At 68.9% G+C, this 26,816-nt stretch carries 23 protein-coding genes; 16 read left to right on the top strand and 7 right to left on the bottom strand.

What is annotated here, in order from left to right:
- Nucleotides 1-84 precede the first annotated feature (84 nt).
- Genes BYZ73_RS00325 through BYZ73_RS00340 form a run of 4 tightly spaced genes read right to left on the bottom strand, consistent with a single transcriptional unit; the run spans nucleotide 85 to nucleotide 3,798 of the window.
- Nucleotides 85-744 carry a Crp/Fnr family transcriptional regulator gene (locus BYZ73_RS00325; protein WP_112314455.1) on the bottom strand — a complete coding sequence of 220 codons (660 nt, stop codon included), beginning with the start codon at nucleotides 742-744 and terminating at the stop codon, nucleotides 85-87.
- The gene (gene mmsB / locus BYZ73_RS00330) at nucleotides 741-1,613 is read right to left on the bottom strand and encodes a 3-hydroxyisobutyrate dehydrogenase (RefSeq protein ID WP_108023313.1); all 873 of its coding nucleotides are present in this window, start codon (nucleotides 1,611-1,613) and stop codon (nucleotides 741-743) included. The genes BYZ73_RS00325 and mmsB overlap by 4 nt, the downstream gene beginning before the upstream one ends.
- Nucleotides 1,610-2,656, bottom strand: a complete 1,047-nt coding sequence (locus BYZ73_RS00335) for an enoyl-CoA hydratase/isomerase family protein (RefSeq protein WP_112314456.1) — start codon at nucleotides 2,654-2,656, stop codon at nucleotides 1,610-1,612. The genes mmsB and BYZ73_RS00335 overlap by 4 nt, the downstream gene beginning before the upstream one ends.
- The gene (locus BYZ73_RS00340) at nucleotides 2,653-3,798 is read right to left on the bottom strand and encodes an acyl-CoA dehydrogenase family protein (RefSeq protein ID WP_112314457.1); all 1,146 of its coding nucleotides are present in this window, start codon (nucleotides 3,796-3,798) and stop codon (nucleotides 2,653-2,655) included. Before BYZ73_RS00340 ends, BYZ73_RS00335 begins: the two co-directional genes overlap by 4 nt.
- Nucleotides 3,799-3,953: 155 nt before the next feature.
- Here BYZ73_RS00340 and BYZ73_RS00345 point away from each other — a divergent pair, with 155 nt between their 5' ends.
- Nucleotides 3,954-4,595 carry a VPLPA-CTERM sorting domain-containing protein gene (locus BYZ73_RS00345; protein WP_112314458.1) on the top strand — a complete coding sequence of 214 codons (642 nt, stop codon included), beginning with the start codon at nucleotides 3,954-3,956 and terminating at the stop codon, nucleotides 4,593-4,595.
- Between the two features lie 72 nt (nucleotides 4,596-4,667).
- Here the strand turns inward: BYZ73_RS00345 and BYZ73_RS00350 are convergent, their stop codons facing one another.
- Complete coding sequence (locus BYZ73_RS00350; protein WP_112314606.1) at nucleotides 4,668-5,795, bottom strand: carboxylate-amine ligase; 1,128 nt, start codon at nucleotides 5,793-5,795, stop codon at nucleotides 4,668-4,670.
- Between the two features lie 108 nt (nucleotides 5,796-5,903).
- Nucleotides 5,904-6,371, bottom strand: a complete 468-nt coding sequence (locus BYZ73_RS00355; RefSeq protein WP_112314459.1) for a YbaK/EbsC family protein — start codon at nucleotides 6,369-6,371, stop codon at nucleotides 5,904-5,906.
- A gap of 94 nt (nucleotides 6,372-6,465) precedes the next feature.
- Between BYZ73_RS00355 and BYZ73_RS00360 the strand changes: the two genes are divergently transcribed.
- The 5 genes from BYZ73_RS00360 to BYZ73_RS00380 all read left to right on the top strand — a co-directional run bounded on the left by BYZ73_RS00360 (nucleotide 6,466) and on the right by BYZ73_RS00380 (nucleotide 12,020).
- Nucleotides 6,466-9,270 carry a bifunctional [glutamate--ammonia ligase]-adenylyl-L-tyrosine phosphorylase/[glutamate--ammonia-ligase] adenylyltransferase gene (locus tag BYZ73_RS00360; protein WP_112314460.1) on the top strand — a complete coding sequence of 935 codons (2,805 nt, stop codon included), beginning with the start codon at nucleotides 6,466-6,468 and terminating at the stop codon, nucleotides 9,268-9,270.
- Entirely contained in the window at nucleotides 9,260-9,526 is a 267-nt protein-coding gene (locus tag BYZ73_RS00365; RefSeq protein ID WP_342750279.1) for a hypothetical protein, read from the top strand. The genes BYZ73_RS00360 and BYZ73_RS00365 overlap by 11 nt, the downstream gene beginning before the upstream one ends.
- A gap of 222 nt (nucleotides 9,527-9,748) precedes the next feature.
- Nucleotides 9,749-10,708, top strand: coding sequence for an AraC family transcriptional regulator (locus BYZ73_RS00370; RefSeq protein ID WP_108023328.1), 960 nt, complete (start codon nucleotides 9,749-9,751; stop codon nucleotides 10,706-10,708).
- Between the two features lie 134 nt (nucleotides 10,709-10,842).
- Nucleotides 10,843-11,103 carry a hypothetical protein gene (locus tag BYZ73_RS00375; RefSeq protein WP_108023330.1) on the top strand — a complete coding sequence of 87 codons (261 nt, stop codon included), beginning with the start codon at nucleotides 10,843-10,845 and terminating at the stop codon, nucleotides 11,101-11,103.
- Nucleotides 11,104-11,195: 92 nt separating this feature from the next.
- Nucleotides 11,196-12,020, top strand: coding sequence for a class I SAM-dependent methyltransferase (locus BYZ73_RS00380; protein ID WP_108023332.1), 825 nt, complete (start codon nucleotides 11,196-11,198; stop codon nucleotides 12,018-12,020).
- A 145-nt stretch (nucleotides 12,021-12,165) separates the two neighbouring features.
- Here BYZ73_RS00380 and BYZ73_RS00385 read toward each other — a convergent pair whose 3' ends face one another.
- The gene (locus BYZ73_RS00385; RefSeq protein WP_108023334.1) at nucleotides 12,166-12,978 is read right to left on the bottom strand and encodes an IclR family transcriptional regulator; all 813 of its coding nucleotides are present in this window, start codon (nucleotides 12,976-12,978) and stop codon (nucleotides 12,166-12,168) included.
- Nucleotides 12,979-13,110: 132 nt separating this feature from the next.
- On the opposite strand from BYZ73_RS00385, the gene BYZ73_RS00390 reads away from it, so the two are divergent.
- From BYZ73_RS00390 to BYZ73_RS00440, 10 genes are all read left to right on the top strand, one after another.
- Entirely contained in the window at nucleotides 13,111-14,649 is a 1,539-nt protein-coding gene (locus BYZ73_RS00390) for a M81 family metallopeptidase (protein ID WP_112314461.1), read from the top strand.
- Between the two features lie 36 nt (nucleotides 14,650-14,685).
- The gene (locus BYZ73_RS00395) at nucleotides 14,686-16,287 is read left to right on the top strand and encodes an ABC transporter substrate-binding protein (protein WP_112314462.1); all 1,602 of its coding nucleotides are present in this window, start codon (nucleotides 14,686-14,688) and stop codon (nucleotides 16,285-16,287) included.
- A gap of 100 nt (nucleotides 16,288-16,387) precedes the next feature.
- Nucleotides 16,388-17,329: an ABC transporter permease gene (locus BYZ73_RS00400; RefSeq protein WP_112314463.1), complete on the top strand. Its 942-nt coding sequence runs from the start codon at nucleotides 16,388-16,390 to the stop codon at nucleotides 17,327-17,329.
- Nucleotide 17,330: 1 nt separating this feature from the next.
- On the top strand, nucleotides 17,331-18,218 hold the full coding sequence (locus BYZ73_RS00405) for an ABC transporter permease (RefSeq protein WP_112314464.1): 888 nt from the start codon (nucleotides 17,331-17,333) through the stop codon (nucleotides 18,216-18,218).
- Nucleotide 18,219: 1 nt separating this feature from the next.
- The gene (locus BYZ73_RS00410; protein WP_112314465.1) at nucleotides 18,220-19,911 is read left to right on the top strand and encodes a dipeptide ABC transporter ATP-binding protein; all 1,692 of its coding nucleotides are present in this window, start codon (nucleotides 18,220-18,222) and stop codon (nucleotides 19,909-19,911) included.
- Entirely contained in the window at nucleotides 19,908-21,077 is a 1,170-nt protein-coding gene (locus BYZ73_RS00415) for a M20 aminoacylase family protein (protein ID WP_112314466.1), read from the top strand. The genes BYZ73_RS00410 and BYZ73_RS00415 overlap by 4 nt, the downstream gene beginning before the upstream one ends.
- Before the next feature lie 90 nt (nucleotides 21,078-21,167).
- A complete protein-coding gene (locus BYZ73_RS00420) occupies nucleotides 21,168-22,307 on the top strand; it encodes a M20/M25/M40 family metallo-hydrolase (RefSeq protein ID WP_112314467.1) in 1,140 nt (379 codons plus the stop codon).
- Nucleotides 22,307-23,872, top strand: coding sequence for a gamma-glutamyltransferase (locus BYZ73_RS00425; protein WP_112314468.1), 1,566 nt, complete (start codon nucleotides 22,307-22,309; stop codon nucleotides 23,870-23,872). Before BYZ73_RS00420 ends, BYZ73_RS00425 begins: the two co-directional genes overlap by 1 nt.
- A 1,055-nt stretch (nucleotides 23,873-24,927) precedes the next feature.
- Nucleotides 24,928-25,422, top strand: a complete 495-nt coding sequence (locus tag BYZ73_RS00435; RefSeq protein WP_245943012.1) for a plasmid mobilization protein — start codon at nucleotides 24,928-24,930, stop codon at nucleotides 25,420-25,422.
- Nucleotides 25,419-26,729: a relaxase/mobilization nuclease domain-containing protein gene (locus BYZ73_RS00440; RefSeq protein ID WP_112314469.1), complete on the top strand. Its 1,311-nt coding sequence runs from the start codon at nucleotides 25,419-25,421 to the stop codon at nucleotides 26,727-26,729. Before BYZ73_RS00435 ends, BYZ73_RS00440 begins: the two co-directional genes overlap by 4 nt.
- Nucleotides 26,730-26,816: the final 87 nt, after the last annotated feature.

Raw genomic sequence — 26,816 nt, forward strand, 5'->3', positions numbered from 1 at the left:
GTCCCGGACAGGATGGCCCCAGTTTGCCCCGGGCCGCGCGGCCCGTCTGTGACTGTGTCACCCAGCCGCGAGACGTCTGACGGATCACCGGGCCCCGTCGGCGGTGGCAAGCCGGGCCAGACCCGGCGCGTCCTCGATGGTGACGCAGCCACGGTCGAGCCGCACCATCCCCGCCCGGGCCAGCGCGTCGAGCCGGCGCGAGACGACCTCGCGCGCGGTGCCGATCCGGGTCGCGATCTCCTGATGGGTGGCGTGGACGGCGCCATCGGCCGCGCGGTCCAGCAGATCGGCGGCCAGCCGGCTTTCGACCTTCTGGAAGGCCACCCGTTCGAGCAGCGCCATCACCGATTGCAGCCGCTGCGCGAAGGCTCCGAAGACGAAGCGGCGAAAGACCGGGCTCTCGTCCATCAGCGCAAGGAAGATGTCCTTCGGCACCAGCACCGCCTCGCAATCGGTGGCTGCGACCGCCTCGCCGGTATAGTCCTCGCCGCCCAGAAGCCCCAGCGTCGACTGCACGCAGGATTGCCCCGGCTCGATGGCGTAAAGCAGGATCTCGCGCCCCGTCGGGCCGATCAGAAAGACCTCGACTCGGCCGGTCAGAAGGATGGTGAAGCCGCGCGCCGCCTCGCCGGGGCAGAACAGCACCTTGCCCTTCGGCAGCGGGCTGACCGGCAGCGTTCCAAGCCGGGCGGCGATGCCCGGCTCGATGCCCTCAAGGCCTTCGGCGCGCGCAAGCCAGCTCATCCGCGCCCGCGTTTCTCGAAGCGGGGCAGCATCGCCGAAAAGTCGCGCCCGGCGCCGTCCTCGGCTTCGACGAAGGTCGCGTAAAGCTCGGCCGCGCGGGCCCCCATCGGCGTGTCGGCATCGGCGGCTTCGGCCGCCTGCTGCGACAGCCGCAGGTCCTTCAGCATCAGATCGGCGGCAAAGCCGGGCTTGTAGCCGTTGTCGGCGGGGCTGGCCGGGCCGATGCCGGGGGCGGGGCAATAGGCGTTCATGGACCAGCTGTAGCCCGACGAGGTCGAGACCACATCGAACATCTTGTCGCGTGCAAGCCCCAGCTTGTCGGCCAGCGCGAAGGCCTCGCAGGTCGCGATCATGGTGACGCCGAGGATCATGTTGTTGCAGATCTTGGCGGCCTGCCCGTTGCCCGAAGGCCCGCAATGGACGGCCTTCTGACCCATGATGTCGAACAGGGGCCGGACCGTCGCGAAGGCCGCGTCGCTGCCGCCCGCCATGAAGGTCAGGGTGCCCGCCGACGCGCCGCCGACGCCCCCCGAAACCGGCGCGTCGACCGCCATCAGCCCCGCCGCCTCGGCCGCGGCCGCCACGGCACGCGCGCTGTCGACATCGACGGTCGAGCAGTCCAGAAGCACCGCGCCCGACGCCATCGCGGGCAGGATCTCGGCCGCGACGGCGCGCAGGATCTGCCCGTTCGGCAGCATGGTGATGACGACCTCGCGGCCCTGGGCCGCCGCCGCCGCGCTGTCCGCCATGGCGACGCCCTCGGGGGCGGGGGCTGTCAGGTCGAAGCCCGTCACCTCATGGCCCGCCTGCACGAGGTTCGCCGCCATCGGCGCCCCCATGTTGCCGAGCCCGATGAACCCGATCTTCATTGCAGTTCCTCCTCCAGTTTCAGCCCGTGTTCGCCCAGCGGCATCAGCATGCGCGCCACATCGGCGCCGGGCACGGCATCCAGCCCCGCATGTTTCCAGCGCGGCTTGCGGTCCTTGTCGATGATGGCCGCGCGGATGCCTTCAAGGAAATCCGAATGCTCCGGCGCGCGATAGGTAAAGCGGTATTCCAGCGCCAGCGCCCGGCGGATGTCGTCCGAGCCCTTCAGCCGGTGCTGCATCTCGATGGCGCAGGCCATGGCCAGCGGGCTGTTGCGCTCCATCACCTTCAGCGCCGACAGCGCAAAGTCCGATCCGTCGGCCGTCAGCGCATTGACGATGTCCAGCAGCCGCTCGCCCGCGAAAAGCGCGTCGATCCGGGGTTGCAGCGCGGCCAGCTCGCCCGGCGGCGGCGTCCGGGCCGCGCGGTCGACGGCCTCCCAGTCGCCGGTTTCGACCAGCGTCCCGGTCAGCGCGGCCCAGTCGGCCTCGGGGATGAAGTAATCGGCAAAGCCCGCGAAGATCGCATCGGCCGGGCCCATCCGGCGGCCGGTCACGCCCAGATATTCGCCCAGCCGCCCCGGCGCACGGGCGAGGATCAGCGAGCCGCCCACATCGGGCACGAGGCCGATCCCGCATTCGGGCATGGCGACCTGCGAGGTTTCGCCCACCACCCGGTGCGAGCCGTGACAGCCGACGCCGACGCCCCCGCCCATCACGAAGCCCTGCATCAGGCTGACCACGGGCTTGGGGAATTCGAAGAGCTTGGCGTTCATCCGGTATTCGTCGCGCCAGAATTTCTGTCCATAGGCATAATCGCCCCGGGTGCCGGTCTCGTACATCACCGCGATGTCGCCGCCCGCGCAGAACGCCTTGTTCCCTTCGGCGTCGATCAGGATCATCCGCACCTCGGGATCGGGCGCCCAGGCGTCCAGCGCGGCCTCGATGGCCAGACACATCTCGTAGCCGAGCGCGTTCAGCGCCGCCGGACGGGTCAGGGTGATGCGGCCGATCCGGCCCTCTTTCCGGATCTCGATCTCGCTCATCCGCGCGCCTCCAGCAACTGGCGCGCCACGATCAGCCGCATGATCTCGTTGGTGCCCTCGAGGATCTGGTGCACGCGCAGGTCGCGCACGATCTTCTCGATCCCGTAATCGGCCAGATAGCCATAGCCGCCATGCAGTTGCAGGCAGGCATCGGCCACCTTGGATCCGGTCTCGGTCACGAAGGCCTTGGCCATGGCACAGAACTTGGTGGCATCGGGCGTGCCCTGATCGAGCTTCCACGCCGCCTGGCGCAGGAAGATGCGCGCGGCCTGCAGTTCGATCTCCATGTCGGCAAGACGGAACTGCAGCGCCTGGAACCGGTCAAGCCGCTGGCCGAAGGCCTGCCGGTCGCCCATATAGGCCAGCGTTGCGTCAAGCGCCGCCTGCGCCGCGCCCAGCGAACAGGCCGCGATGTTCAGTCGCCCGCCGTCGAGCCCGGCCATGGCATAGCGAAACCCCTTGCCCTCTTCGCCCAGCAGGTTGGCCGCGGGAATGGTGCAATTGTCGAACTGCACCTGCCGCGTCGGCTGGGCGCGCCAGCCCATCTTGTCCTCGAGCCCGCCGAACGACAGCCCCGGCCGCCCGTCCTCGACCAGAAAGGCCGAGATGCCCTTCGGCCCGGCCTCGCCGGTGCGGGCCATGACGACATAGGCGTCGGAATAGCCGCCGCCCGAAATGAAGGCCTTGGTCCCGGTCAGCGCCCAGCCGTCGGTGCTGCGCACCGCGCGGGTCTTCAGCGCCGCCGCGTCCGAGCCCGAGCCCGGTTCGGTCAGGCAGTAGGACAGCACGGTCCGCAGCGGCAGCGCCTCGGGCAGCACCCGGGCGCGCATCTCGTCCGACCCGAAGGTGTCGATCATCTTGGCGCACATGTTGTGGATCGACAGGAAGGCAGCCACGGCCGGGCAGGCCATGCTGAGCGCCTCGAAGACCAGCGTCGCATCAAGCCGCGTCAGCCCCGCGCCGCCCGAGCTGTCGCGCACGTAAAGCCCGCCGAAGCCCAGCGCGCCCAGTTCGGGCCAGAGCGTCTTGGGGATCGTGCCCTCGGCCTCCCACTTCCGGGCATGGGGCGCGATATGGTCCGCGCCGAAATCGCAGGCCATGTCAAAGATCGCCGTCTGTTCCTCGCTTAGCGCAAAATCCATGGTCGCTGCTCCCCCGTCGCGAAAGAAATGAACACCCGTTTAGTTAGCGACCGGGGAGGGGGTCATGCAAGCGTCCGCGCCAGAGATTTCCTTTGCGTCAAATTCGTGGCGGAATTAAGAAATCGGTATGGAATCATTTTAATGGGGGATTTCCCTTGAAAAGGCTTTTCCTGATTTCCGCCGCCGCTGCCGGGTTTATCGCAGCGGCCTCGGCCGGGTCCGCGGCCACGATCAGCTTCGATCTTGCCGACCAGAGGGGCAGCGACCCGATGAAAACCACCGTCACGCTGGAAGACGTGGCGGGCGGCGTCAAGATGAGCTTTCTGGTGACCGATGCGGTCAACCAGGGCGACATCGCGGCGGTCTATTTCGATCTGGGCGGTGACGGATCGGTCGACTCGATCAAATGGACCGACCTTGGCCCGACGCTTGGCTTCGCCACTGACACCAAGAATGCCCAGGCCGGCAATATCGGGGCCGAGTTCGATATCGGCATCGCCATCGGCGCGGTCGGGTCCAGCGGGGATTTCTACAATTCCTTCAGCTTCCTCGTCTATGGCGCCGATCTCGACGTGACCGATTTCATCGGCCAGAGCTTCGCGGTGCGCGGCCAGACCGTCGGATCCTGCGCCAATCCGGGTCCGGCCCAGTGCAGCGGCAGCGGGTCGTCCAAGATGTTCGGCACGGTGCCCGAACTGCAGCCCGACCCGGCGCCGGTGCCGCTTCCGGCCGCGGGCGGTCTGCTGCTGGCCGGGCTGGCCGGGTTCGGTGCGCTGCGCCGCAAGCCGCGCGGCTGACAGACCCCGGGGAGGGCCGGGTCCCGGGCGGGCGCCGGCCGGGGCGTTCGTCTTGCGTTTCACGGCATGCGCTCAGAGATCGGCGCCGAATTCCTCGATCAGCCCCTGCACGACAGCGCGCATCGCGCCCTCTCGGTCGGCCCCCGCGGCCAGCGCCGTGGCATGGATGGCGCGCTGGCGTTCGGCGCTGGTGCCATGGGCGATGACGGCGCGCGCGGCATTGACCTCGTCGAGACAGCCCAGCGCCGCCGCATCGGCCTCGACCAGCTGGATCAGTTCTTCCAGCAGATCGGCGAAGGGTACCAGTTCCTTGCGACCGAAATCGACCAGCCCTTCGGACACGCCATAGCGCTGTGCCCGCCAGCGGTTCTCGCCCACCAGAAACCGTTCATAGACCCGCCAGCGCAGGTTCTCGCCCGCAAGCCGCCACAGCATCCTCAGCGTGCACTGGATCAGCGCGGCCAGCGACAGCGTGTGATCGAGCCGGGGGCACATGTCGCAGATCCGGGTCTCCAGCGTCGGAAACCGGGCCGAGGGGCGCAGGTCCCACCAGATCTTGGTCGCGTCCTCGATCAGACCCAGCCGGGTCAGCGCGCCGACGGAGCGTTCGTAATCGGACCAGCTTTCGAACCGCGGCGGCAGCCCGGTGCGGGGCAGGTTGTCGAACACCGTCAGCCGGTAGGAGGCAAGCCCGGTATCGACCCCCTTCCAGAACGGCGACGAGGTCGACATGGCCAGCAGATGCGGCAGGAAATAGGAAAACTGCGCCATCAGGTCGATGCGCTGGTCGGGATCGGGGATGCCCACATGCACATGCATGCCACAGATCAGCATCCGCCGCGCCACCGCCGCCAGCGCCCGGTCGAGATCGTTATAGCGGTCCTTGTCGGTGTGATTCTGGTCGAGCCAGTCGGCCGAGGGGTGGCAGGAGGCGGCGATCGGCGCCAGCCCGTAGCTTTCGGCATGCCGCGCCACCGTCGCGCGCAGCCGCCTGAGGTCCTCGCGGGCCTCGGATACGGTGCGGCAGACCCGGGTGCCGACCTCGATCTGGCATTGCAGGAATTCCGGCGTGACCTGATCGCCCAGGTCGGCGGCACAGGCCTCCATCAGCCCTTTCGGCGCCTGCGCCAGCGCGCAGGTCTCGCGGTCGACAAGAAGGTATTCCTCCTCGATGCCGATGGTGAAATCGGGTGCCGTGATGCCCATTGGTCGCCCTCCCGCCCGGTCCTCGGCAAGAGTGTCTGCCGGAAAGGCAGGCTCCCGCAAGCGCCTGTTCGCCTCCGGGCCGATGATCTGGCGTCGCAGCGCCTAAAGCGTGAAGTCGGCCGCCTCGGCGCCGGTCAGGCCCGGCAGCACATGCGGGTCGAGCGGGAAGACATGACGCGGCGTTCCGGCGGCCGCCCAGACCGTTTCGAAATCAAGAAGGCGCGGGTCGAGAAAGGCGCGGATCGGGCCCAGATGGCCGACCGGGGCGACGCCGCCGATGGCAAAGCCGGTCTGGGCGCGGATCAGCGCGGCATCGGCCTTGCCCAGCGGCTCGCCCGCCAGCGCCGAGGCCTTGGCCTCCGACACCCGGTTGCCGCCCGCAGTCAGGAACAGGATCGCGGTACCGCTGTCCTCGCCCCGGAAGATGATCGACTTGGCGATCTGGTCAAGCGCGCAGCCGACCGCTGCCGCGGCCTCTTCGGCGGTGCGGGTCTGGCCCAGTTCGCGGATGTCCGCGGGCAGCCCGGCCGCCTCCAGCGCCGCGCGCACCCGGTTCAGGCTTTTCGACATCGCATCCTCCTTCGGTCGGTGCGGACTATCGGCACCGCCGCCGCCCGGTGCAAGCCCCGTTGACCGGGCCGCCCGCGCGCGGCATCACTCGGCCATGAGCTTCGCATCCCGACTGACCCGCGCGCCCCTTGCCTACGAGCCCGACCGCGCCGCCGAGGCGGCCGACCGCTTCGCCGCCCAGCCGCCCGAGATCCGCGCCCTGCTGGAGGGCACGGCCGGGTGCAGTCCCTATCTGTGGGGGCTGATGACGCGCGAGGCCGACTGGCTGGAGGATCTGCTGGCGGGCACGCCCGAACCGGTCTTCGCGGCGCTTCTGGACGAGGTCCGGGGCCTCACGCTCGACGCGCTGAAGCCCGGGCTGCGCCAGGCCAAGCGCCGCGCGGCGCTGTTGATCGCGCTCTCCGATCTGGGCGGGCTCTGGCCGCTCGAGGCGGTGACCGGCGCGCTGACCGATTTCGCCGATCTTTGCGTCGACGTCACGATCCGGCGGCTGGTCGCGGCCGAGATCGCGCGCGGCAAGCTGCCCGGCCTGACCGAGGCCGATGCCGGGACGGCGGGCGGCATGGTGGCGCTGGCCATGGGCAAGCAGGGCGCGCATGAGCTGAACTATTCGTCAGACATCGACCTGATCTGCCTCTTCGATCAGGACCGCTTCGATCCCGCCGATTTCCACGAGGCGCGCAGCGCCTTCGTCAAGATCACCCGGCGGATGACCGCGATCCTGTCCGAGGCCACAGGCGAGGGCTATGTCTTCCGCACCGACCTGCGGCTGAGGCCCGACGCCTCGGTCACGCCGGTCTGCATGTCGATGGAGGCGGCCGAACGCTATTACGAGGCGCTCGGGCGCACCTGGGAACGCGCGGCCCATATCAAGGCACGGCCCTGCGCGGGCGATATTCAGGCCGGCTGGGCCTATCTCGACCGGCTCAGGCCCTTCGTCTGGCGCAAGCATCTCGATTTCGCGGCGATCCAGGACGCCCATGACATGCGGCTGAGGATTCGCAGTCACAAGGGCCTGCATGGGGCGCTGTGCCTTGAAGGCCATGACATGAAGCTGGGGCAGGGCGGCATCCGCGAGATCGAGTTCTTCACCCAGACCCGGCAGATCATCGCGGGCGGGCGCGACCCGGACCTGCGGGCCCGGGGCACGGTCGAGGGGTTGGCGCGGCTGGCCGACAAGGGCTGGGTCCCGCGCGAGATCGCCGGGACGCTGACCGAGGACTACCGCGCCCATCGCGAGGTCGAACACCGGCTGCAGATGGTCAACGACGCCCAGACCCATCTGCTGCCGAATTCGCCCGAAGGGATCGAGCGGATCGCGCGGTTCTGCGGCGCGGCCGAGACCGGGCCCTGGCGCGACGCGCTGGCCGCGCGGCTGCGCCGGGTCGCGGGCCTGACCGAAGGTTTCTTCGCCCCCGGCAAGCCCGCCGAGGATCTGCCCGAGATCCCGGAGACCGCGGCCGGGATCGTCGAACGCTGGCCCGGCTATCCCTGCCTGCGCACCGCGCGGGCGCGCGAGATCTTCCACCGGCTGAAACCCGATCTCTTCTCGCGCTTGACCAAGGCGCCACGCCCCGACGAGGCCTTCGCCGCCTTCGACGGGTTTCTCGCGGGCCTGCCAGCGGGGGTGCAGCTGTTCTCGCTGTTCGAGGCCAACCCGCATCTGATCGACCTCTTGATCGACATCACCAGCGTCTCGCCGGAACTGGCGCAGTACCTGTCGCGCAACGCCCGGGTGCTGGACGCCGTCATCGGCGGCAGCTTCTTCGAGGCCTGGCCGGGACGCGCGGCGCTGACCGGGGCGCTGGCCGACCGGCTCGGGACGCTGGGCGACTATGAGGCCCAGCTCGATGCCGCGCGGGCCTGGGCCAAGGAATGGCATTTCCGGATCGGGGTCCATTTCCTGCGCGGCCTGATCGACGCAGAGACCGCGGGCGCCGAATATGCCGATCTGGCCGAGGCGGTTCTGGCCGCGCTCTGGCCGAAGGTCGTCGCGCAGTTCGCCGCCAAGCATGGCGCGCCGCCCGGCAAGGGGGCCACGGTGCTGGGCATGGGCTCGCTCGGCGCAGGCGCATTGACCTCGCGGTCCGATCTCGACCTGATCGTGATCTACGATGCCGACGGGGTCGAGGCCTCGGACGGCCGCCGCCCGCTGGCCTCGCGCGCCTATTACGCCAAGCTGACCCAGGCGCTGGTGACGGCGCTGACCGCGCCGATGGCCGAGGGCCGGCTTTACGAGGTCGACATGCGGCTCAGGCCCTCTGGCAATCAGGGGCCGGTCGCGACCTCGCTGCAGAGCTTTCGCAGCTACCAGCGCGACGAGGCCTGGTCCTGGGAACATCTGGCGCTGACCCGCGCGCGGCCGGTGGCGGGCGACAGCGCGCTTGGCGCCGAGGTCGAGGCATTTCGTCAGGCGCTGCTGCGCGACAAGGCCGATGTGGCGCGCACCGTGGCGGGCGTTGTCGACATGCGGCGGCGGCTGGCCGAGGCCAAGCCCGCGAAATCGGCCTGGGACGGCAAGCAGGGGCCGGGCCGGGGCCAGGATATCGAACTGATCGCCTCGGCCGCGGCGCTGATCGCCGCCCACCCCGCGACCTCGGTGCCCGACCAGCTCGATGCCGGGGTTGATGCGGGCTGGCTCGAGGCCCCCGAGGCGCAGACGCTGATCGCCTCCTACCGGCTGCAGCGCCAGGTGCAGGGCGCGGCCAAGCTGATCGCGGATCTGCCGCTCGACCCTTGCAGCCTTGGCGAAAGCGGGCGGGCCTTCCTGTTGCGGGGCACGGGGCTGGCCGATGCCGGGGCGCTTGCGGCCCTGCTGGACGACCGGCGCGCTGCGGCGGCCGAGGTGATCGAGGCGGCGATCGGGCGCAGCCCGCAGGAGGACGATGATGCGGATTGAACTGGCGGACCCGCGGGGGCTGATCCGGGAATCCTACCGGATCGAGGGGATCGGCCCCTCGGAATGCCGCTCGATCTTTCTCGACTGGGCGCTGGGGCTGCCCGAGACGGTCGACACAAGCCGCGCCCTGCGCCGGCTTCTGGCCGAATACGGCCCTGGCGCGGCCGATCATCCGATGACAGCCGTGCTGCGCGCGGGGCTTGCCGAAGAACCCGCCGCCCGCCGCCGGGGCGGGCCGCGCGGCCGGCGCAGCTAGCGCCGCCCTGTCGCGCGCCCCGCGCCGGTCGGAGGGCGCTGCGTCGTGGCATTGCCAGGACCGCCGCACCGGTCGCCGACCGCCGGTTCGGCCCGCGCGAAAAGAATCGCCGGGGCCGCCGCGAATTCGTGCGATAGTGCCGCCCCATCCGAGGAGGAACACCGCAGGGGGGGCGGCCCAAGGACGCCCGTGGCGAGGGGACAGACTGGTGCGGGCACGCGCATGCTATCCGATCCGCTGACGGCGATCGTCCGGTCCCTCGATCTTGCGGGCGGCGTCTTTCTGGAGGGCGTACTGACCGCGCCCTGGGCGATCCTTGCCCGGATATCGCCGACCGATTGCCGCCCGTTCATGGACGTGCCGAAACAGGTGATCGCGTATCACATCGTCACCGAAGGCGCGATGCGGGTCGGGCTGGAAGACGGCTCGGTGCGCGAGGCAGGCCCCGGCGATGTGGTGTTTCTGCCCACCAACGCCCGGCACAGTCTTGCCAGCGGGCCGGGGCTCGATCCGGTCCCCGGGCGGGACCTGATCCTTCCGCCGGACCGGGACCGGCTGGCGCGGATCAGCTTTGGCGGCGGGGGCGATGTCACGCGGCTCCTTTGCGGGTTCATCGCCGCGAATGCCGGTCCCACGCCGCTGCTGGATGCCTTGCCGACGCTGCTGGTGATCCGCACCCAGCATGTCGCGACGCTGCAATGGATCGAGGCCTCGATCGGGATGGTCGCCCGCGAACTGACGGCCGGGCGGATTTCTTCGGCTGCGGTCATGGCGCAGCTGGCCGAGTTGCTGCTGGTCGAGGCGTTGCGCCTTTATCTGGAGCGGACGCCCCGGCCGCAGGGCTGGCTGGCGGGCATGGCCGATCCGCGGATCGCGCGGGCCCTGGCGCGCATCCACCAGAGCCTCGCGGCCCCGGTCTCGGTCGGCGCGCTGGCGGCAGAGGCCGGGATGTCGCGGTCGGCCTTCGTCGCGCGCTTCTCCGACCTCATGGGATCGGGGCCCGCCCGTTATGCCCTGGCGCAACGGATCGAGGCCGCGCGCCTGCTTCTGCGCGACACCGACCTCACCGCCGCCGAGATCGCCTTCCGCGTCGGCTACGAGGCGCCCGAAGCTTTCTCGCGCAGCTTCAAGCGCGAAACCGGTCTGTCGCCCGCAGACTGGCGGGCCGCGCAAGCGCCCTGAGCCCAGTGCCGGACCCGCCGCCGAACCCGCCGCCGCGCGGGGCCGGACGATCGGTCATGTCTTCGGGCCGTGCGGTCATTCGGAAACCGGCCCTCTGGCCGTATGTCTCGGCGGTCCAGAGAGAGGAGAGGACGATGACCTTCTGGAAACACCCCGGTCTCGGCCGGGACCGTTCGTGCGCGCCGCCCGGGGGCGGCCGCACCCGCGAGGCCGGGACGGGGCCCCTGGGCCGGTTCCGCCGCTTGATGAAGTGCCGCTCCGACCGGGTGCGCAAGGCGCGCCAGAGGCGGGGGATGGCCAAGCTCGGCGATCACCTGCGCAAGGATATCGGCCTGCTGCGGGTGCCGGAACTGGGGGGGCTGCCTTGCAGGGCGCCGGGCCTGCCGGCGACCTGATCCCCGAAGCTGTCCGGTCAGGCGGCCCTTTCAGGCGGCGTCCCCGGTCAGGCGAAAAGCGATTTGAGACATAGTTCACGGGATTTGAAATCATGGATACCAGACTTGACGTCCAACCGGATTTCCCGGCGATCAAGGCGCAACAGAATGCCGCCTGGTCCTCGGGCGACTATGCCGTGATCGGCACGACCTTGCAGATCGTCGGCGAAACCCTGGCCGAAAGCATGGACCTGCCCCCGGGCGCACGCGTTCTCGACGTGGCCGCGGGCAATGGCAACGCGACCCTCGCCTTTGCCCGCCGATGGCATCGTGTGACCTCGACCGACTACGTTGCCGCGTTGCTTGACAAGGGCAGGGCGCGGGCGCAGGCCGAGGGCCTCGACGTGAGCTTCGGCCTGGCCGATGCCGAGGCGCTGCCATTCGGGGATGCGGCCTTCGATGCGGTGGTCTCGACCTTCGGCGTGATGTTCGCGCCGAACCAGCAGAAGGCCGCTGCGGAACTGGCGCGCACCTGCCGTCCCGGCGGCCTGATCGGCCTTGCAAGCTGGACCGCCGACGGGTTCATCGGGCAGCTGTTCCGCACGCTCGGCGCGCATGTCGCCCCGCCGGCCGGGCTCCGGTCGCCCGCGATCTGGGGCGACCGCGACTGGATCGAGCACACCTTCCGCCCCGTCGCCGCCGCGATCGATGTCACCCCGCGGCAGTTCGTGTTCCGCTATCGCGCGCCCGGCCATTTCATCGAGGTCTTCCGCAGCCTCTATGGCCCGGTCCACAAGGCGTTCCTGTCGCTGGACGACGATGCGCAAGCGGCGCTGGAGACGGACCTTCTGGGGTTGATCGCACGGTTCGATGTGGCGCGCGACGGGACGATGTCGGTCCCGGGCGCCTATGTCGAATGTGTGATCCGCAAGGCGTGACGCGAAGACCGACACGGCCTGCAGCGGCGTTCCGGGCGCCGCTGCAGGGACTCGTCCGGTCCGGGCCGAGGCGGATGGATGGACAGAGCCGCCGCCTGGGGCCCGCGTCGGCAAGACGGTCCGGGATGGGCTTCCGGGCGTTCCGCTAGAGGCTGCCATTGATGGCCCGGGCGGCCTCCGTCGCCACCGGTGCGGCGTGGCGCACGAAGGCCTCGGGCGTCCATTCCGACAGCGACCCCGCAACGTGGATCGCGCCGAGCGGCGCCCCGTCGCGGCCCGCGACCGCGACGCCTATGGCAACCTCGCCCTGTACGAATTCGTCGACCACGACCGCATAGCCGTCGGACCTGGCCCGGGCGATCAGCGCCAGGATGGCGTCGGGATCGTTGACGGTCTTCGAGGTGAACTGGTGCAGGCGCGACCGCATCACGACCTCGCGGGCGGCCTCATCGGACAGCGCCGACAGCACCGCACGCCCCCCGGCGGTGCAGAAGGTCGGCACGCTGTGGCCCACGAGGGTCGCATAGAAGGTCTCGCGCTTGCTCTGCATGCGCAGCGCATAGACCAGCCGGGTCTCGTCATAGAGGCTGAAATCGACGCGCTCGCGCACGGTCTTGCGCAGTTCCAGCAGCACGGGCGTCGCCTTCTGCACCACCGGATCGAGCCGCAGCACATCGAGCGTGTGATCCAGCAGCCGGATCCCCGGCAGATAGCCCCGGTCGTCGGGACTGCGCCGCATGTAGCCCAGCTTGACCAGCGTGTGGACAAGCCGCTGGACGGCCGAGCGATCGAGCGCGGCCCGGGCCGCGATCTCGGACAGGCTGAGAGGCCCGCTGGCGTGGTGAAACGCGCTCAGCACCCGCATCGCCCTGCCGGCCGCGCGCACGAAAAGTTTGTCTTCTTCCGCTGCCTGAAAATCGGTCACCTGCGCCGGCTCGGCGCGAAGAATGCTCGCCATCAAAATCTCCGGCTTGACGAACCCAAAAACGGGCCAGTACGCTCTATTGGCAATACTAGTGTATCGACAGTCGATATACAAGCCAATGTCGGCGCAAAGACCGGCAAGGCCCACCAACAGCGGAGACACAAGATGCGGGTTGCCCTGGCCGGCTTCCTTCACGAGACGAACACCTTTGCGCCGACCCCGGCGGATCTTGCAGCCTTTCGGCAGGGGGGCGGATATATCCCCATGTCCCGGGGGGCCGGGATCGCGGCGGTCGCGCAGGGGGTGAACCTCGGCATATCGGGGGCACTTGCCGTCGCCGGGGAGCTGGGCTGGGACGCAGCCCCCATCCTCTGGACCGGCGCCATCCCCTCGGCCCCTGTCACCCGCGAGGCGTTCGAAACCATCGCCAACGAGATCGTCGCGGGCCTTGCCGGGGCAGGCACGCTCGATGGCGTTTTTCTCGACCTGCACGGCGCGATGGTGGCCGAACATCTGGACGATGGCGAGGCCGAGATCGCGCGCCGCGTGCGCGCCACGGTCGGGCCGGATGTGCCGGTCGTGGCGGCGCTCGACCTGCATGGCAATATCTCGGCGCCCTTCGTCGAGGCCCTGGACGCCTGCGTCGGCTTTCGCACCTATCCGCATGTGGACATGGCGGCGACCGGGGCGGCGGCGGCGCGCCTGCTCGACCGGATGATGCGGACAGGCACCCGGCCGGCCAAGGCGTTCCGGCAGATGTCCTATCTGGTGCCGATCCCGTTCCAGACGACGATGATGGCCCCGGCCGACGGGCTTTATGCCGAACTCGACGCCGAGGAGGCCGCCGGCGCCTGGTCGGCGTCGCTTTTCATGGGCTTTCCCGCGGCCGACATCCCCGATTGCGGGCCGAGCGCGGTGGCCTATGCCGCGACCCAGGCCGAGGCCGACCGCGCCGCGGACCGTATCGCCGCAGCCTATGAGGCGGCAGAGCCGCGCTTTGACAATCGCACCTTTTCCGCCGAGGCGGCCGTGGCCGAGGCGGTGCGGCTGGCGGCGCAGGCGACAGGCCCGGTGGTGATCGCCGACACCCAGGACAACCCCGGGGCCGGAGGCGTTTCCGCGACCACCGGGCTCTTGCGGGCGCTGATCGCGGCCGACGCGCAGGATGCGGCCATCGGGCTGATGGTGGACCCCGCCGCCGCGGCAGCCGCCCATGCGGCCGGCCTCGGCGCGACCGCGCGGTTCCGGATCGGCGGCCATCCCGGGCTGCCCGACGACCGGCCCGTCGAGGCCGTGGCCGTGGTCGAGGCGCTGTCCGACGGGTCGCTTCAGGCGACCGGCCCCTATTACGGCGGCACCCGGCTGGATCTCGGCCCCTCGGCCTGCCTGCGCATCGGCGGCGTGCGCGTCGCCGTGACCAGCCAGATCGCGCAGATGGCCGATCGCGAGATGTTCCGCTTTGTCGGGATCGTGCCCGAGCACCAGTCGATCCTGGTGGTCAAGAGCTCGACCCATTTCCGGGCCGACTTCGCCCCCGTCGCCGGGGCGATCCTTGTGGCCTGCGCGCCGGGCCCGATGCCCTTCGATCCCGCCGACCTGCCCTTCAGGCGGCTGCGGACGGGGCTGAGGTTGTCTCCGAACGGCCCCGCCTTCGACCCGGCGGGCGGCCGCGCGGACCCGGCCGCCGCAGCCGCGCGCCAATAACGCCCCAACACCGCGACGACCAACAGAGAGGATCCCATGCCGACCTTGAGACCCAATTTCCGCGGAACCCGCCACCTTGCGGCCGCGCTTCTGGCCGGGGGGGCGCTGCTGGCCCCCGCCGCCGCCTTCGCCGAGACCACGATCACCGCCGTCATGCATTCGGCGCTGCGGGTGCTCGATCCGGTGATTACCACCGCCCATATCACCCGCGACCACGGCTACATGATCTATGACGTGCTGACCGCGGTGGACGAGACCTTCACCCCCCGGCCTCAGATGGCCGACTGGACGGTCTCGGAGGACGGGCTGGTCTACACCTTCACCCTGCGCGACGGGCTGATGTTCCATGACGGCGCACCGGTCACCGGCGAGGATGTCGTGGCCTCGCTGACCCGCTGGGGCAAGCGCGACTCGGGCGGCCAGCTGATTTTCGACGTCACCGCGAGCCTGGAGGCGCCCGACGACAAGACCGTCGTCTGGACGCTGAGCGCGCCCTTTCCGCCGCTTCTGAACGTGATCTCAAAGCAATCGGCGGTGCCGCCCTTCATCATGCCCGCCCGCGTCGCGGCGACCTCGTCCGACGAGACCATCACCGACTATGTCGGCTCGGGTCCGTTCAGGTTCGTCGAGGACGCATATGAACCGGGCGTGTCGGTGACCTATGAGAAGTTCGACGACTACGTGCCGCGGGACGAACCCGCCTCGTGGATGGCCGGGGGCAAGGTCGTCAATGTCGACCGCGTGGTCTGGACGACCATGCCCGACAGCCTGACCGCCATCAACGCGCTGGCCGCGGGCGAGATCGACTATCTGGAACAGGTGCAGGTCGACCTTCTGCCGATCCTCGACGGGGCGCCGGATGTCACCGTCGAGATGCGCGACCCGCTGGGCTTTGTCACCATCGGGCGTCCGAACTTCCTGCATCCTCCCTTCGACAACAAGAAGGTGCGTCAGGCCGCGAACCTTGCGCTGAGCCAGGAAGACGTCCTGGCCACGATGATGGGCTCGCCCGACTATTACACCGTCTGCGGCGCGATCTTCGGCTGCGGCACGCCGCTGGGCGACGAGACCGGGTCGGAGCCCATCACCTCGGGCGCGCATCCCGAAGAGGCGAAGGCCCTGCTGGAAGAGGCCGGCTATGACGGCACGCCGATCGTCCTGATGGCGCCGACCGACGTGATCAGCCTGACCAACCAGCCGGTGGTCGCCGCGCAGGCGCTGCGCAACGCGGGCTTCAATGTCGACATGCAGCCGATGGACTGGCAGTCGGTCGTTCAGCGCCGCGCCCAGCAGAACCCGCCCTCCGAAGGCGGCTGGAACATCTTCTTCACCAACTGGATGGTGCCGGAGATTTCCGACCCGCTGATCAACGTCATGGTCAACGGCCGCGGGAACGAGGCCTGGTTCGGCTGGCCGTCCGACCCCGAGATCGAGACGCTGCGCGCCGAGTACGTGCAGGCCGCGGACGATGCCGCCCGCAAGGCGGTCGCGGTCAAGATCCAGGCGCATGTGATGGACAACGTCAACTACATCCATCTCGGCGAATACAAGATGCCCCAGGCGCGGCAGAACACGATCCAGAACATGATCCCGTCGCCGGTTCCGGTGTTCTGGGCCATGACCAAAGAGGCGGACTGATCCGCCGCAGGCAGAGGTGCACCGCGCGCCTCTGCCTGACGTCTTCGATTTGCGCCCGCTGGCGCCGGCTTCCACGATCTTCCGGCAAGGAGTGCCGTCCATGTTCGGCTACATTCTCAAACGGGTGCTGGCGACGATCCCGGTGATGGTCATCGTCGCGATCTTCGTCTTCCTGCTGCTGAGGCTGACCCCCGGCGATCCTGCCGCGATCCTGGCGGGCGATGCGGCGACGCCCGCGCAGCTGGAGCGCATCCGCGACCGGCTGGGGCTCAACGACCCCTTGCATGTCCAGTTCGTCACCTGGGCGGGCCAGATCCTGAGGGGCGATCTCGGCGTGTCCCTCATCTCGAACACCTCCGTTTCGGGCATGATCGCGGACCGGCTGGGGCCGACGCTGAACCTTGCGGTCATGACCATCGTGATCTCGGTTCTGCTGGCCGTGCCGATGGGCGTGATCGCGGCCTGGCGTCACCGGACCTGGGTCGATTTCCTGGTGATGTCGTTCTCGGTGCTGGGCTTTTCGGTGCCGGTCTTCGTGATCGGCTATATCCTGATCCAGATCTTCGCGATCGAGCTGCGCTGGGTCCCGGTGCAGGGCTACAAGCCGCCCGCCGACGGCATCGGCCCGTTTCTGGCGCGCGCGATCCTGCCCGCGCTGACCCTGGCCACGATCTATGTCGCGCTGATCGCCCGGATGACCCGCGCCTCGATGCTGGAGGTGCTGGGCGAGGACTACATCCGCACCGCCCGGGCCAAGGGCGTGCGCGAAAACGTGGTGCTTTTCCGCCATGCGCTGCGCAATGCGGCCGTGCCGATCCTGACCATCATCGGCACCGGCTTTGCGCTGCTGATCTCGGGCGTGGTGGTGACCGAAAGCGTCTTCAACATTCCCGGCATCGGGCGGCTGACCGTCGATGCGATCCTCGCCCGCGACTATCCGGTGATCCAGGCGATGATCCTGCTGACCGCCGGGATCTATGTCGTCGTCAACCTGGCGGTCGACATCTCCTATTCCCTCTTCGACCCCAGGATCCGCTACTGACATGGCCAAGGCTTCCCCCTCCCGCCAGAGCGCCTTTCACGTCCTGACCGGGCTGTTTTCCCTGCCCGCGGGCGCCCGGCTCGGGATCGGCCCGACGATTGCGGCCGCGATCCTTCTGGGCATCGTCGCCGCGTCGGTCTGTGCGCCGCTCTATGTGCCCTACGACCCCCTGGCGATGGACTCGCTTTCCCGGCTGCGGCCGCCCTCCGACGCGCATCTTCTGGGCACCGATCAATATGGCCGGGACATCTTCAGCCGGGTGATGACCGGCGGGCGGGTGTCGCTGCTGATCGGCGTTGGCGCGGCGCTGGTCAGCGTGGGGCTGGGGCTGGCGATCGGGCTGGTCGCGGGCTTCTTCCGCGCGGCCGACGGCCTCATCATGCGGATCATGGACAGCCTGATGGCGATCCCCGCGATCCTTCTGGCCATCGCGCTGGTCGCGCTGAACGGGCCGAGCCTGGGGTCGGTCATCATCGCGATCACCATCCCCGAGGTGCCGCGGGTGGTGCGCCTCGTGCGGTCCGTCGTGCTGACCGCGCGCGAGGAACCCTATGTCGAGGCCGCCATCGCGCTGGGGTCCTCGATGCCCAGGATCCTGATCCAGCACCTGATGCCCAACACGCTGGCGCCGCTGATCGTGCAGGGCACCTATATCTGCGCCTCGGCGATCCTGATCGAGGCGATCCTCAGCTTTCTCGGCGCGGGCGTCTCGACCGAGATCCCGACCTGGGGCAACATCATGGCCGAAGGCCGCAGCTATTTTCAGATCAAGCCGGGGATGATCTTCTGGCCCGGATTGCTGCTGTCGCTCTGCATCCTCGCGATCAACCTTCTGGGCGACACCGCGCGCGATCTGCTCGATCCGCGCCTGAAGAAGCGGGAGGGCTGAAATGGAGTTCAAGTCCAGAGATTTCTCCGATGCGGCCCGGGTGCTGAAGATCCGCGGGCTCAAGGTGGGCCTCGCCGGCCGGCCCGAGGCCGCCCCGGTGATCGACGGCATCGACCTCGACATCCGCGCGGGCGAAACCCATTGCCTCGTGGGCGAAAGCGGGTCGGGCAAGTCGGTGACCTCGCTGGCGATCATGGGGCTTCTGCCCAGGGGCGCGCTGGAAGTGCGGGGCGGGTCTATCGACCTCGAAGGGGTCGAGATCACCCAGGCCAGCGCGGCCGAGATGCGCGGGCTGCGGGCGATGCGGCTGTCGATGATCTTTCAGGAACCGATGACCGCGTTGAACCCCGTCCTGCGCGTCGGCGAGCAGATCGAGGAGGTGCTGAACATGCACACCGATCTGTCCGCCGCCGATGCCAGGCAGCGCACGCTCGACATCATGGAACAGGTGCATCTGCCCGATGTCGAGCGGATCTATCGGGCGTTTCCCCATCAATTGTCGGGCGGGCAGCGCCAGCGGATCATGATCGCGATGGCGCTGGTGCTCGACCCGCATCTGCTGATCGCGGACGAACCCACGACGGCGCTCGATGTCACGACGCAATTGCAGATCCTCAAGCTGATCGCGGAATTGCAGGCCCGCAAGGGCACGGCGCTTCTGTTCATCACCCATGACATGGGCGTCGTCGCCGAGATCGCCGATACGGTCAGCGTGATGCAGAACGGCCGGATCGTGGAACGCGCACCGATCCGCGAGCTGCTGACCGCGCCGAAAGAGGACTATACCCGCAAGCTGCTGACCGCGGTGCCGACGCTCGCCCCCCGGGCGGCACGGCCCGATGCCAGGGGCGCGGATGTGCTGAAGGTCGCGGACCTTGAAATGGTCTACGGCGGCGGCGGCGTCCTGCGCCGCGGCGGAGGCGTCACGGCGGCCAGCGAGGTAAGCTTTGCCATCGGCCCGGGCCGCACCCTCGGGATCGTGGGCGAAAGCGGCTCGGGCAAGTCCACCGTCGCGCGCTGCATCATGCGGCTGATCGACCCCACCGGCGGCGCGGTCCATGTGGCGGGCACCGAAATCTCGCGGCTTCCCCGCCGCAGTCTGCGGCCGCACCGCAAGCATCTGCAGATCGTCTTTCAGGACCCCTACCGCTCGCTTAACCCGCGCTGGACCGTTGCGCGGAGCCTCTGCGAAGGCCCCATCAATTTCGGCACGCCCAGGGCCGAGGCGCTGGCCCATGCCGCCGAACTGATGGAGATCGTGGGTCTGCCGCGCGACGCGCTCCGCCGCTATCCGCACCAGTTCTCGGGCGGGCAGCGCCAGCGCATCGCCATTGCCCGGGCGGTGGCGATGAAGCCGGATCTGCTGGTGGCGGACGAGGCCGTCTCGGCGCTCGATGTCAGCGTGCAGGCGCAGGTGCTGGACCTGCTCGACGACGTTCAGGCCAAGTTCGGCATCGCCATGCTGTTCATCACCCACGATCTGCGGGTGGCCGCGCAGATCTGCGACGAGGTGCTGGTGATGCAGAAGGGCCGCGTGGTCGAACACGGACCCGCCGCCAATGTCCTGTCCGATCCGCACTACGCCTATACCCGGACCCTGATCGAGGCGGCGCCCGGGCGGCATTGGGACTTTGCCAATTTCCGCGCCCTCGACACCGCTCCCGCCCCCGGCCCGAAAGGAGAGACCGCATGACCGTCCTGCCGAAGATCCAGGATTTTGCCGCCGAGCTGACGGCGCTCTTCCAGGATTTCCACACCCATCCCGAGCTTGGCTTCGAAGAGACCCGCACCGCGGGTATCGTCGCCGACAAGCTGCGCAGCTTCGGCGTCGACGAGGTGCATGAGGGCATCGGCGGCACCGGCGTCGTGGGGCTGATCAAGGGCAAGGGCGGCGGCAACCGCCGGGTGGGGCTGCGCGCCGACATGGACGCGCTGCCGATCGTCGAGGCCTCGGGGCTGCCCTATGCCTCGCGGAATGCCGGGCGGATGCATGCCTGCGGCCATGACGGCCATACGACGATGCTGCTGGGGGCCGCGCGCTATCTGGCCGAGACCCGCGACTTCGACGGCACCGTCGTTCTGATCTTCCAGCCCGCCGAAGAGGGTCTGGGGGGCGCCCGCCAGATGATCGCCGAGGGGCTCTTCGAACGCTTCCCCTGCGACGAGATCTACGGCATGCACAACGACCCGAATGCCGAGCCGGGCACCGTCACCGTGACGCCCGGCCCCGCGATGGCCGGGGCCAGCTTCTTCGACATCACGGTCAGGGGCACCGGCAGCCATGCCGCCATGCCGCACCAGTCGAAGGACCCGATCGTGATCGGCACCGCCCTGGTCCAGCAATTGCAGACCGTGGTCAGCCGCAACACGCCGCCGACGAAGCCGGTGGTGATCTCGGTCACCACCTTCAATGCCGGATCGGCCTATAACGTCGTGCCCGATACGGCCGTGATCACCGGCACGATCCGCTATTTCCACGACGAGGTGGCCGAGATGGCGCATGAGCGGATCCGCGCGCTTTGCGCCGGGATGGGCCAGGCCCATGGCGTCGAGATCGAGGTCGATCTGCGCAATGTCTTCGACGTGCTGGTGAACGATCCCGAGCTTTCGACGGCCTATATCGCCGCGGCCAGCGATGTCGTCGGCGCGGGCAGGGCGGCCGAGATCGCCGACCAGATGACCGGATCGGAAGATTTCGCCGACATGCTGAAACTGGTGCCCGGCGCCTATTGCCGGATCGGCCATGCGGGGTCCGTGCCGCTGCACAATCCGGCTTTCGTGCTGGACGATGCGATCCTGCCCGTGGGTGCCTCGGTCTATGCGCGCATCGTCGAAACCCGGTTGGCGCCCACAGGCTAGACACAAGGCCCGTTTCCCTTCCCGGCGGGGTCAGCCCCGCCCCTTCCCAACGGCCCCTGCTCCGGGCGCCGAACCAAGAGGTATTGCCCAATGACCAATCCGCTCGATCTGCCCTTCGATACCGACGAGATGCTGGCGGGACTGAAACCCTGGATCGAGACCGAAAGCCCGACCTTCGACGCGGCGGCGGTCAACCGGATGATGGACCTGGTCCAGCACGAGCTGGCCGCGCTGGGCGCGCGGGTCGAGCGCATTCCGGGCCGGATGGGCCTTGGCGACAGCCTGCGTGCGACGATGCCCCACCCGCGCGCGGGCGAAGGCGGGATCCTGCTCTTGGGCCATATGGACACCGTCCACCCCATCGGCACGCTGGAAAAGCTGCCCTTCCGGGTCGAGGGAGACGTCTGCTACGGCCCCGGGCTGATGGACATGAAGGGCGGCAACTACGTCTATCTGGACGCGCTGCGCAAGCTGCTGGCGGCGGGCGTCGAGACGCCGCTGCCGGTCACGGTCCTGTTCACCCCCGACGAGGAAATCGGCACCCCCTCGACCCGCGCGCTGATCGAGGCCGAGGCCCGGCGCCACAGGTTCATCCTGGTGCCCGAACCCGCCCGTCCCGATGGCGGCGCGGTGATCGGCCGCTATGCCATCGCGCGGTTCAACCTGCAGACGCGCGGCAAGCCCAGCCATGCGGGCTGGCAGCTGTCCGAGGGCCGCTCGGCGATTGCCGCGATGGCAGGGAAGGTGGCCGAGATCGAGGGCATGACAACCGATGACTGCACCTTTTCCGTCGGGGTCTTCCGTGCCGGTCAATGGGTCAACTGCGTCTCGTCGGTCTGCGATGCCGAGGTGCTGAGCATGGCCAAGACCCAGGACCTGCTGGACGAGGGCGTGGCCAGGATGATGGCGCTCAATTCCGACGCGGGCGAGGTGGTGATGGAGGTCCGCCGCGGCGTGACGCGCCCCGTCTGGGAGCCCGACCAGCCCGGCACCATGGCGATGCTGGCGCTGGCCCAAGAGATCGCGGGCGAGATCGGCTTCGAGATCACCGGGGCTTCGGCGGGCGGCGGCTCGGATGGCAATTTCACCGGCGCGCTCGGCATTCCGACGCTCGATTCCATCGGGGTCTGCGGCAAGGATCTGCATACGCTGAACGAGCACATCCTGCTCGACAGCCTTGTCGAGCGGGCGAAGCTTGCCGCGGCCCTCTACTGCCGGCTCGGCGCCTGATGTCCGAGGCCCTGTCGCGGACGATGGAGATCCGCAAGCATGTGGTCGAAACCGACCGCGGCGTGGTCGCGGCCCAGCACCGCCAGGCGGCCGAGGCGGGGGCCGAGGCGCTGCGCGCGGGCGGCGACGCGGTCGATGCCGCCGTCGCCTGCAGCTTCGTGCTGGGGGTGCTGGAGCCCTGGATGTCCGGCCCCGCCGGGGGCGGCGCGGCGCTGCACTGGCGCGCCGATACCGGCCGTGCGCATGCGCTGAATTTCGGCATGCGCGCGCCCGCCGCCCTGCGCATCGAGGATTTCCCGCTGTCGGGCGAAGGCGTGGCGGACGATCTTTTCCCCTGGGACCGGGTGGTCGAGGATCGCAACGTGATGGGCGCCAGGGCGGTCGCGGTGCCGGCGCTGGTCGACGGGGTCGAGGCCGCGCACAGGCGCTGGGGCCGGATGCCCTGGGCCGAGCTTGTCGCCCCCGCCATCGCCGCCGCGCGCCGGGGGCTGGCCATCGACTGGTATGCCGCCCTCATCATCGCCGGGGCCACCCGCGATCTGGCCCGCGACCCGGACGCGGCGGCGCTGTTCCTGACAGGCGGCCAGTGGCCGCGCGCCTTCTCCTGGGCCGTGGGCACCGAGGACCGGCTGGACCAGTCCCGCATGGCCGACAGCCTCGACATCCTCGCGCGCGAGGGCGCGGCGGCGCTGCATGGCGGCGATCTGGGGGCGGCCCTGGCGCGGGATGTGCGCGACAAGGGCGGCTATCTTGGCCTCGACGATCTGGCCCGCAACCGCGCGCGGTTCGAGACCCCGCTTGCCGTGCCCTATCGCGATGCGCTTTTCCATGTCATGCCGGGGCTGACCGCGGGTCCGACCTTCGCCCGGGCGATGGAGGATCTGGCAGCCGAGACCCTGTCCGGCCCCGACAGTGCCTGTCCCGCCTATGCCCGGGCGCTGATCGCCGCCTATCGCGACCGGCTGGGCGGGATGGGGGCCGATGGCGAAATCTCGGCCGCCCCCGGTTCGACGACGCATTTTTCCGTCGTCGACCGCGCGGGCAACATGGTGGCGCATACCCAGACGCTGCTGTCGCTGTTCGGCGCGCGCGTGGTCTCGCCCGCGACCGGGTTGCTGCTGAACAACGGCATCATGTGGTTCGACCCGGTTCAGGGGCGCCCGAACTCGCTGGGTCCGGACCGGCCCTGTCTGATGAATGTCTGCCCCGCGCTCGGCCATGCGGGCGGCCGGCGGTTCGCCCTGGGGGCGGCGGGCGGGCGCAAGATCGTCGGTGCGGTGACCCAGCTTGCCTCCTTCCTCACCGATTTCGGGATGGATCTCGAGGCCGCCTTCGCGCGGCCCCGGATCGACGTCTCCGGCACCGACCGGATTATCGCCGACGACCGCATCCCGGGCGCGACGCTTGACGAACTCCGGATGGTGGCCCCCGTCACCGTCACCCGAAAATCGATCCTGCCTTACCCTTTCGCCTGTCCGTCCGGCGTCCTGCAGGAGGCCACGAGGCGGTCTGGCGTGACCGAACCCACAAGCGCCTGGGGCGATGCCGTTGCCGAGCAGGACTGACCGGCCGTCCGCCAGGCGAGACTGACATATCCGATGCCACCGGCCTCGCCGATCTCGGCGCCCTCGAAGCCCGCCGCCTGACCGGCCGCGGCAAGCCGTCCGCGGAAGAACGGGCGCGGGCCTGCATCGCCCGGACCGATGCCATCAATCCCGAGATGGACGCCGTCGTCTTGCAGCGAGGTCGACGGGCAGGCTGATGCGGACCGCACGGCCGGGCGTCCGCTCTGTGCGCCGCACGGGCGTCCGGTGCCCATCGAGGGCATGAACGTTGTCGCGGGCCGGAACGGGCAATGGCCCGACCGGCCCCTGCGCTGGCACAAGCCGCGGCGGGTCTTCGCCTGCGCCCGTGGAGATCTGTTCCACCCGGCCGTGCCCGACGCATTGGTCGGCCGGGTGTCCGCCGTTCAGGCGCCTTGCCCCAGCCCGCGTCTCAGGTGGAGACGAAGCGAGCGGACCGCATGCGGGCGCGCACGGCATGCGCGACCCGTGTCAGGCAGCGGGCGTGGCCTTCTTCTTCAAGCCGTGGGGTGAACGGGATCTGCGTCGCGGCTTTGCCTGCCCCCACTGTCTCTGGAAGGATGGATGGCATCATTTGACCCTGAGGGCTCGATGCGCCGCTTCGGCAAGCGCGCCGCCGGTCGCTGCTCGACGGCAGAAGCCGGGATGAATGCCGGAAGGAAGCGATGACTGACCGCGCTCCGCACCCCATCTGCGTCCGACCGCGGGATCCAGAGGCGATGTTCGGCGTCGGCCGAACGGCCTGCCATCGTGATCCTCAAGCGCCGGAACATCGGGCCGATCCGCCGGAAGGATCCAACACTGGCTTGAGGTCCGCAACCAATGACAGCGGGCGGATAGGCCAGGTGGCATTCTGGCGGGGCGCATCGCCAAATTTGCAATGGCCAGATTTCGCAATGGAACCGATCTATTCTGGCGCGCCCTGAGGGAGATACTTCAAACTCCCTGAGCGAGGTTTTCGAAGAGCTGGAACGCTGGGAGGCTTACCTTAAACACCTTGATATTCCTGAGTTTTCCGAGGGGCCGGAGGTGGGGCCGTGACGGAGATCAGGACCCCGGACCTGCAAGAACCGCTTCGCCTCACGGAGGATATGCGCGCGGCGGCGCAGCAAGCTGCAGGGCACAAGAAGAAGGCGCCGCCGCCATTCTCGATACGCTTTACCTTTGAAGAGCGCGCCAAGCTTGAACAGGCAGCGGCGGGGAGGTCGCTCGGGGCGTATATCCGCCAGAAGCTCTTCGACGGGGAACTGACGCCGCGCCGCACAAGAGGCCGGAGCCCGGTCAAAGATCATGCCGAACTGGCACGGGTGCTGGGCGCGCTTGGGGCCTCGCGCCTGTCCAGCAACCTGAATCAGATCGCCAAGGCGGCTCATATGGGCGCACTGCCTGTCACCCCGGAACTCGAAGAGGAACTGAACGAAGCCTGCGCCGCCGTGCGCAGCATGCGGGGCGATCTCATGCGGGCACTCGGCTTTCCGGATGCGGAGGGGCCGTCATCCTCCTCCGCTGAAGCTCCGGAGGACGTGCCATGATTCTGAAAGGCTCCCAACGCGGCGGCGCATTGCAACTGGCCCGCCATCTGATGAACGCCGAAGACAACGAGCATGTCGAGGTCTATGAGCTGCGCGGCTTTGTGTCCGACAAGTCCCTGGCGAATGCCTTGCAGGAGGTGGTCGCCATCTCGAAGGGGACGCGCTGCCAGCAGGTGCTGTTCTCTCTCAGCCTCAACCCCCCGGTCGGTGAAAGCGTCTCGATTGCGGATTTCGAGGCGGCGATTGGCCGGGCCGAAGAGAAGCTGGGCCTCAGCGATCAGGCACGGGCGATTGTGTTCCACGAAAACGAAGGCCGCCGTCATGCCCATGTCGTCTGGTCGCGGATCGATACGGAAGAAATGAAGGCGATCAACCTGCCGCATTTCAAGATGAAGCTGAAAGACCTGTCGAAGGAGCTGTTCCTCGAACATGGCTGGCACCTGCCGGAAGGGTTCCGGGACCGGTCGGCCCGCAATCCGATGAATTTCAGCCGCGAGGAATGGCAGCAGGCGAGACGGGCGAACCAGGACCCGCGCGAACTGAAGGGGCTGTTTCAGGAGTGCTGGGCGCGCTCGGACGGGCGCGCCGCGTTCGAAAAGGCGCTGGAAGAGCGCGGGTTCTATCTGGCGCGCGGTGACCGGCGCGGCTTTGTTGCGCTCGACTATCGCGGCGAGGTCTATGCGCTCTCCCGCTGGACCGGACAGAAGACGAAAGCGCTGAACGGCAAGCTCGGGGATGCGAAATCCCTGCCAAGCGTCGAGGACACGAAGGCGCTGATTGCCGAGCGCATGACCGGCCTGATCCAGCGCTATGTCTGCGAGGCCGAGACGGCGCTCGGGGCGAAAGAGAACGCGATGGCGCTGAAGAAAGCGCAGATCAAGGAACGTCATGTCGCTGCACGGCAAAAGCTGATCGAGCGGCAGGCCGAACGCTGGGCAGCGGAAACCGTCACGCGTGCGAACCGCGTCCGCAAGGGTGTTGCCGGTCTGTGGGACTGGCTGACCGGCAAGTCGCGCAAGATTTCGAAAGAGAATGAGAAAGAGGCCTATGCGGCGATCAAGCGCGACGACCAGGAACGCGACGCGCAGCGCGAGAAACAACTCGCGGAGCGCCGCGCGTTGCAGAAAGACCTCGATGTCCTGCGCGCGAAGCATTCCGAAGAAGTGGCCGCGCTCAAGGCCGACATTGCCTCCTATCTCGATCTACGCAGCGCGGACACGCCTCAGCGGGGTGATGCGAGTGCCGGACAGTTCCATGACCGGGACCGTGTGGCGGACCGCAGCCGCGAGGGCGACTTCGAAATCTAGGGCGAGAAGGAACGCCGCATGATAGAACCGCTGAGCATACTACGCGATATCTGCAAGGTGGTTATCAAGCGAATCTGGTACGATTTC

This window comes from Rhodovulum viride, from assembly GCF_003265965.1.
Taxonomy (GTDB): domain Bacteria; phylum Pseudomonadota; class Alphaproteobacteria; order Rhodobacterales; family Rhodobacteraceae; genus Rhodovulum; species Rhodovulum kholense.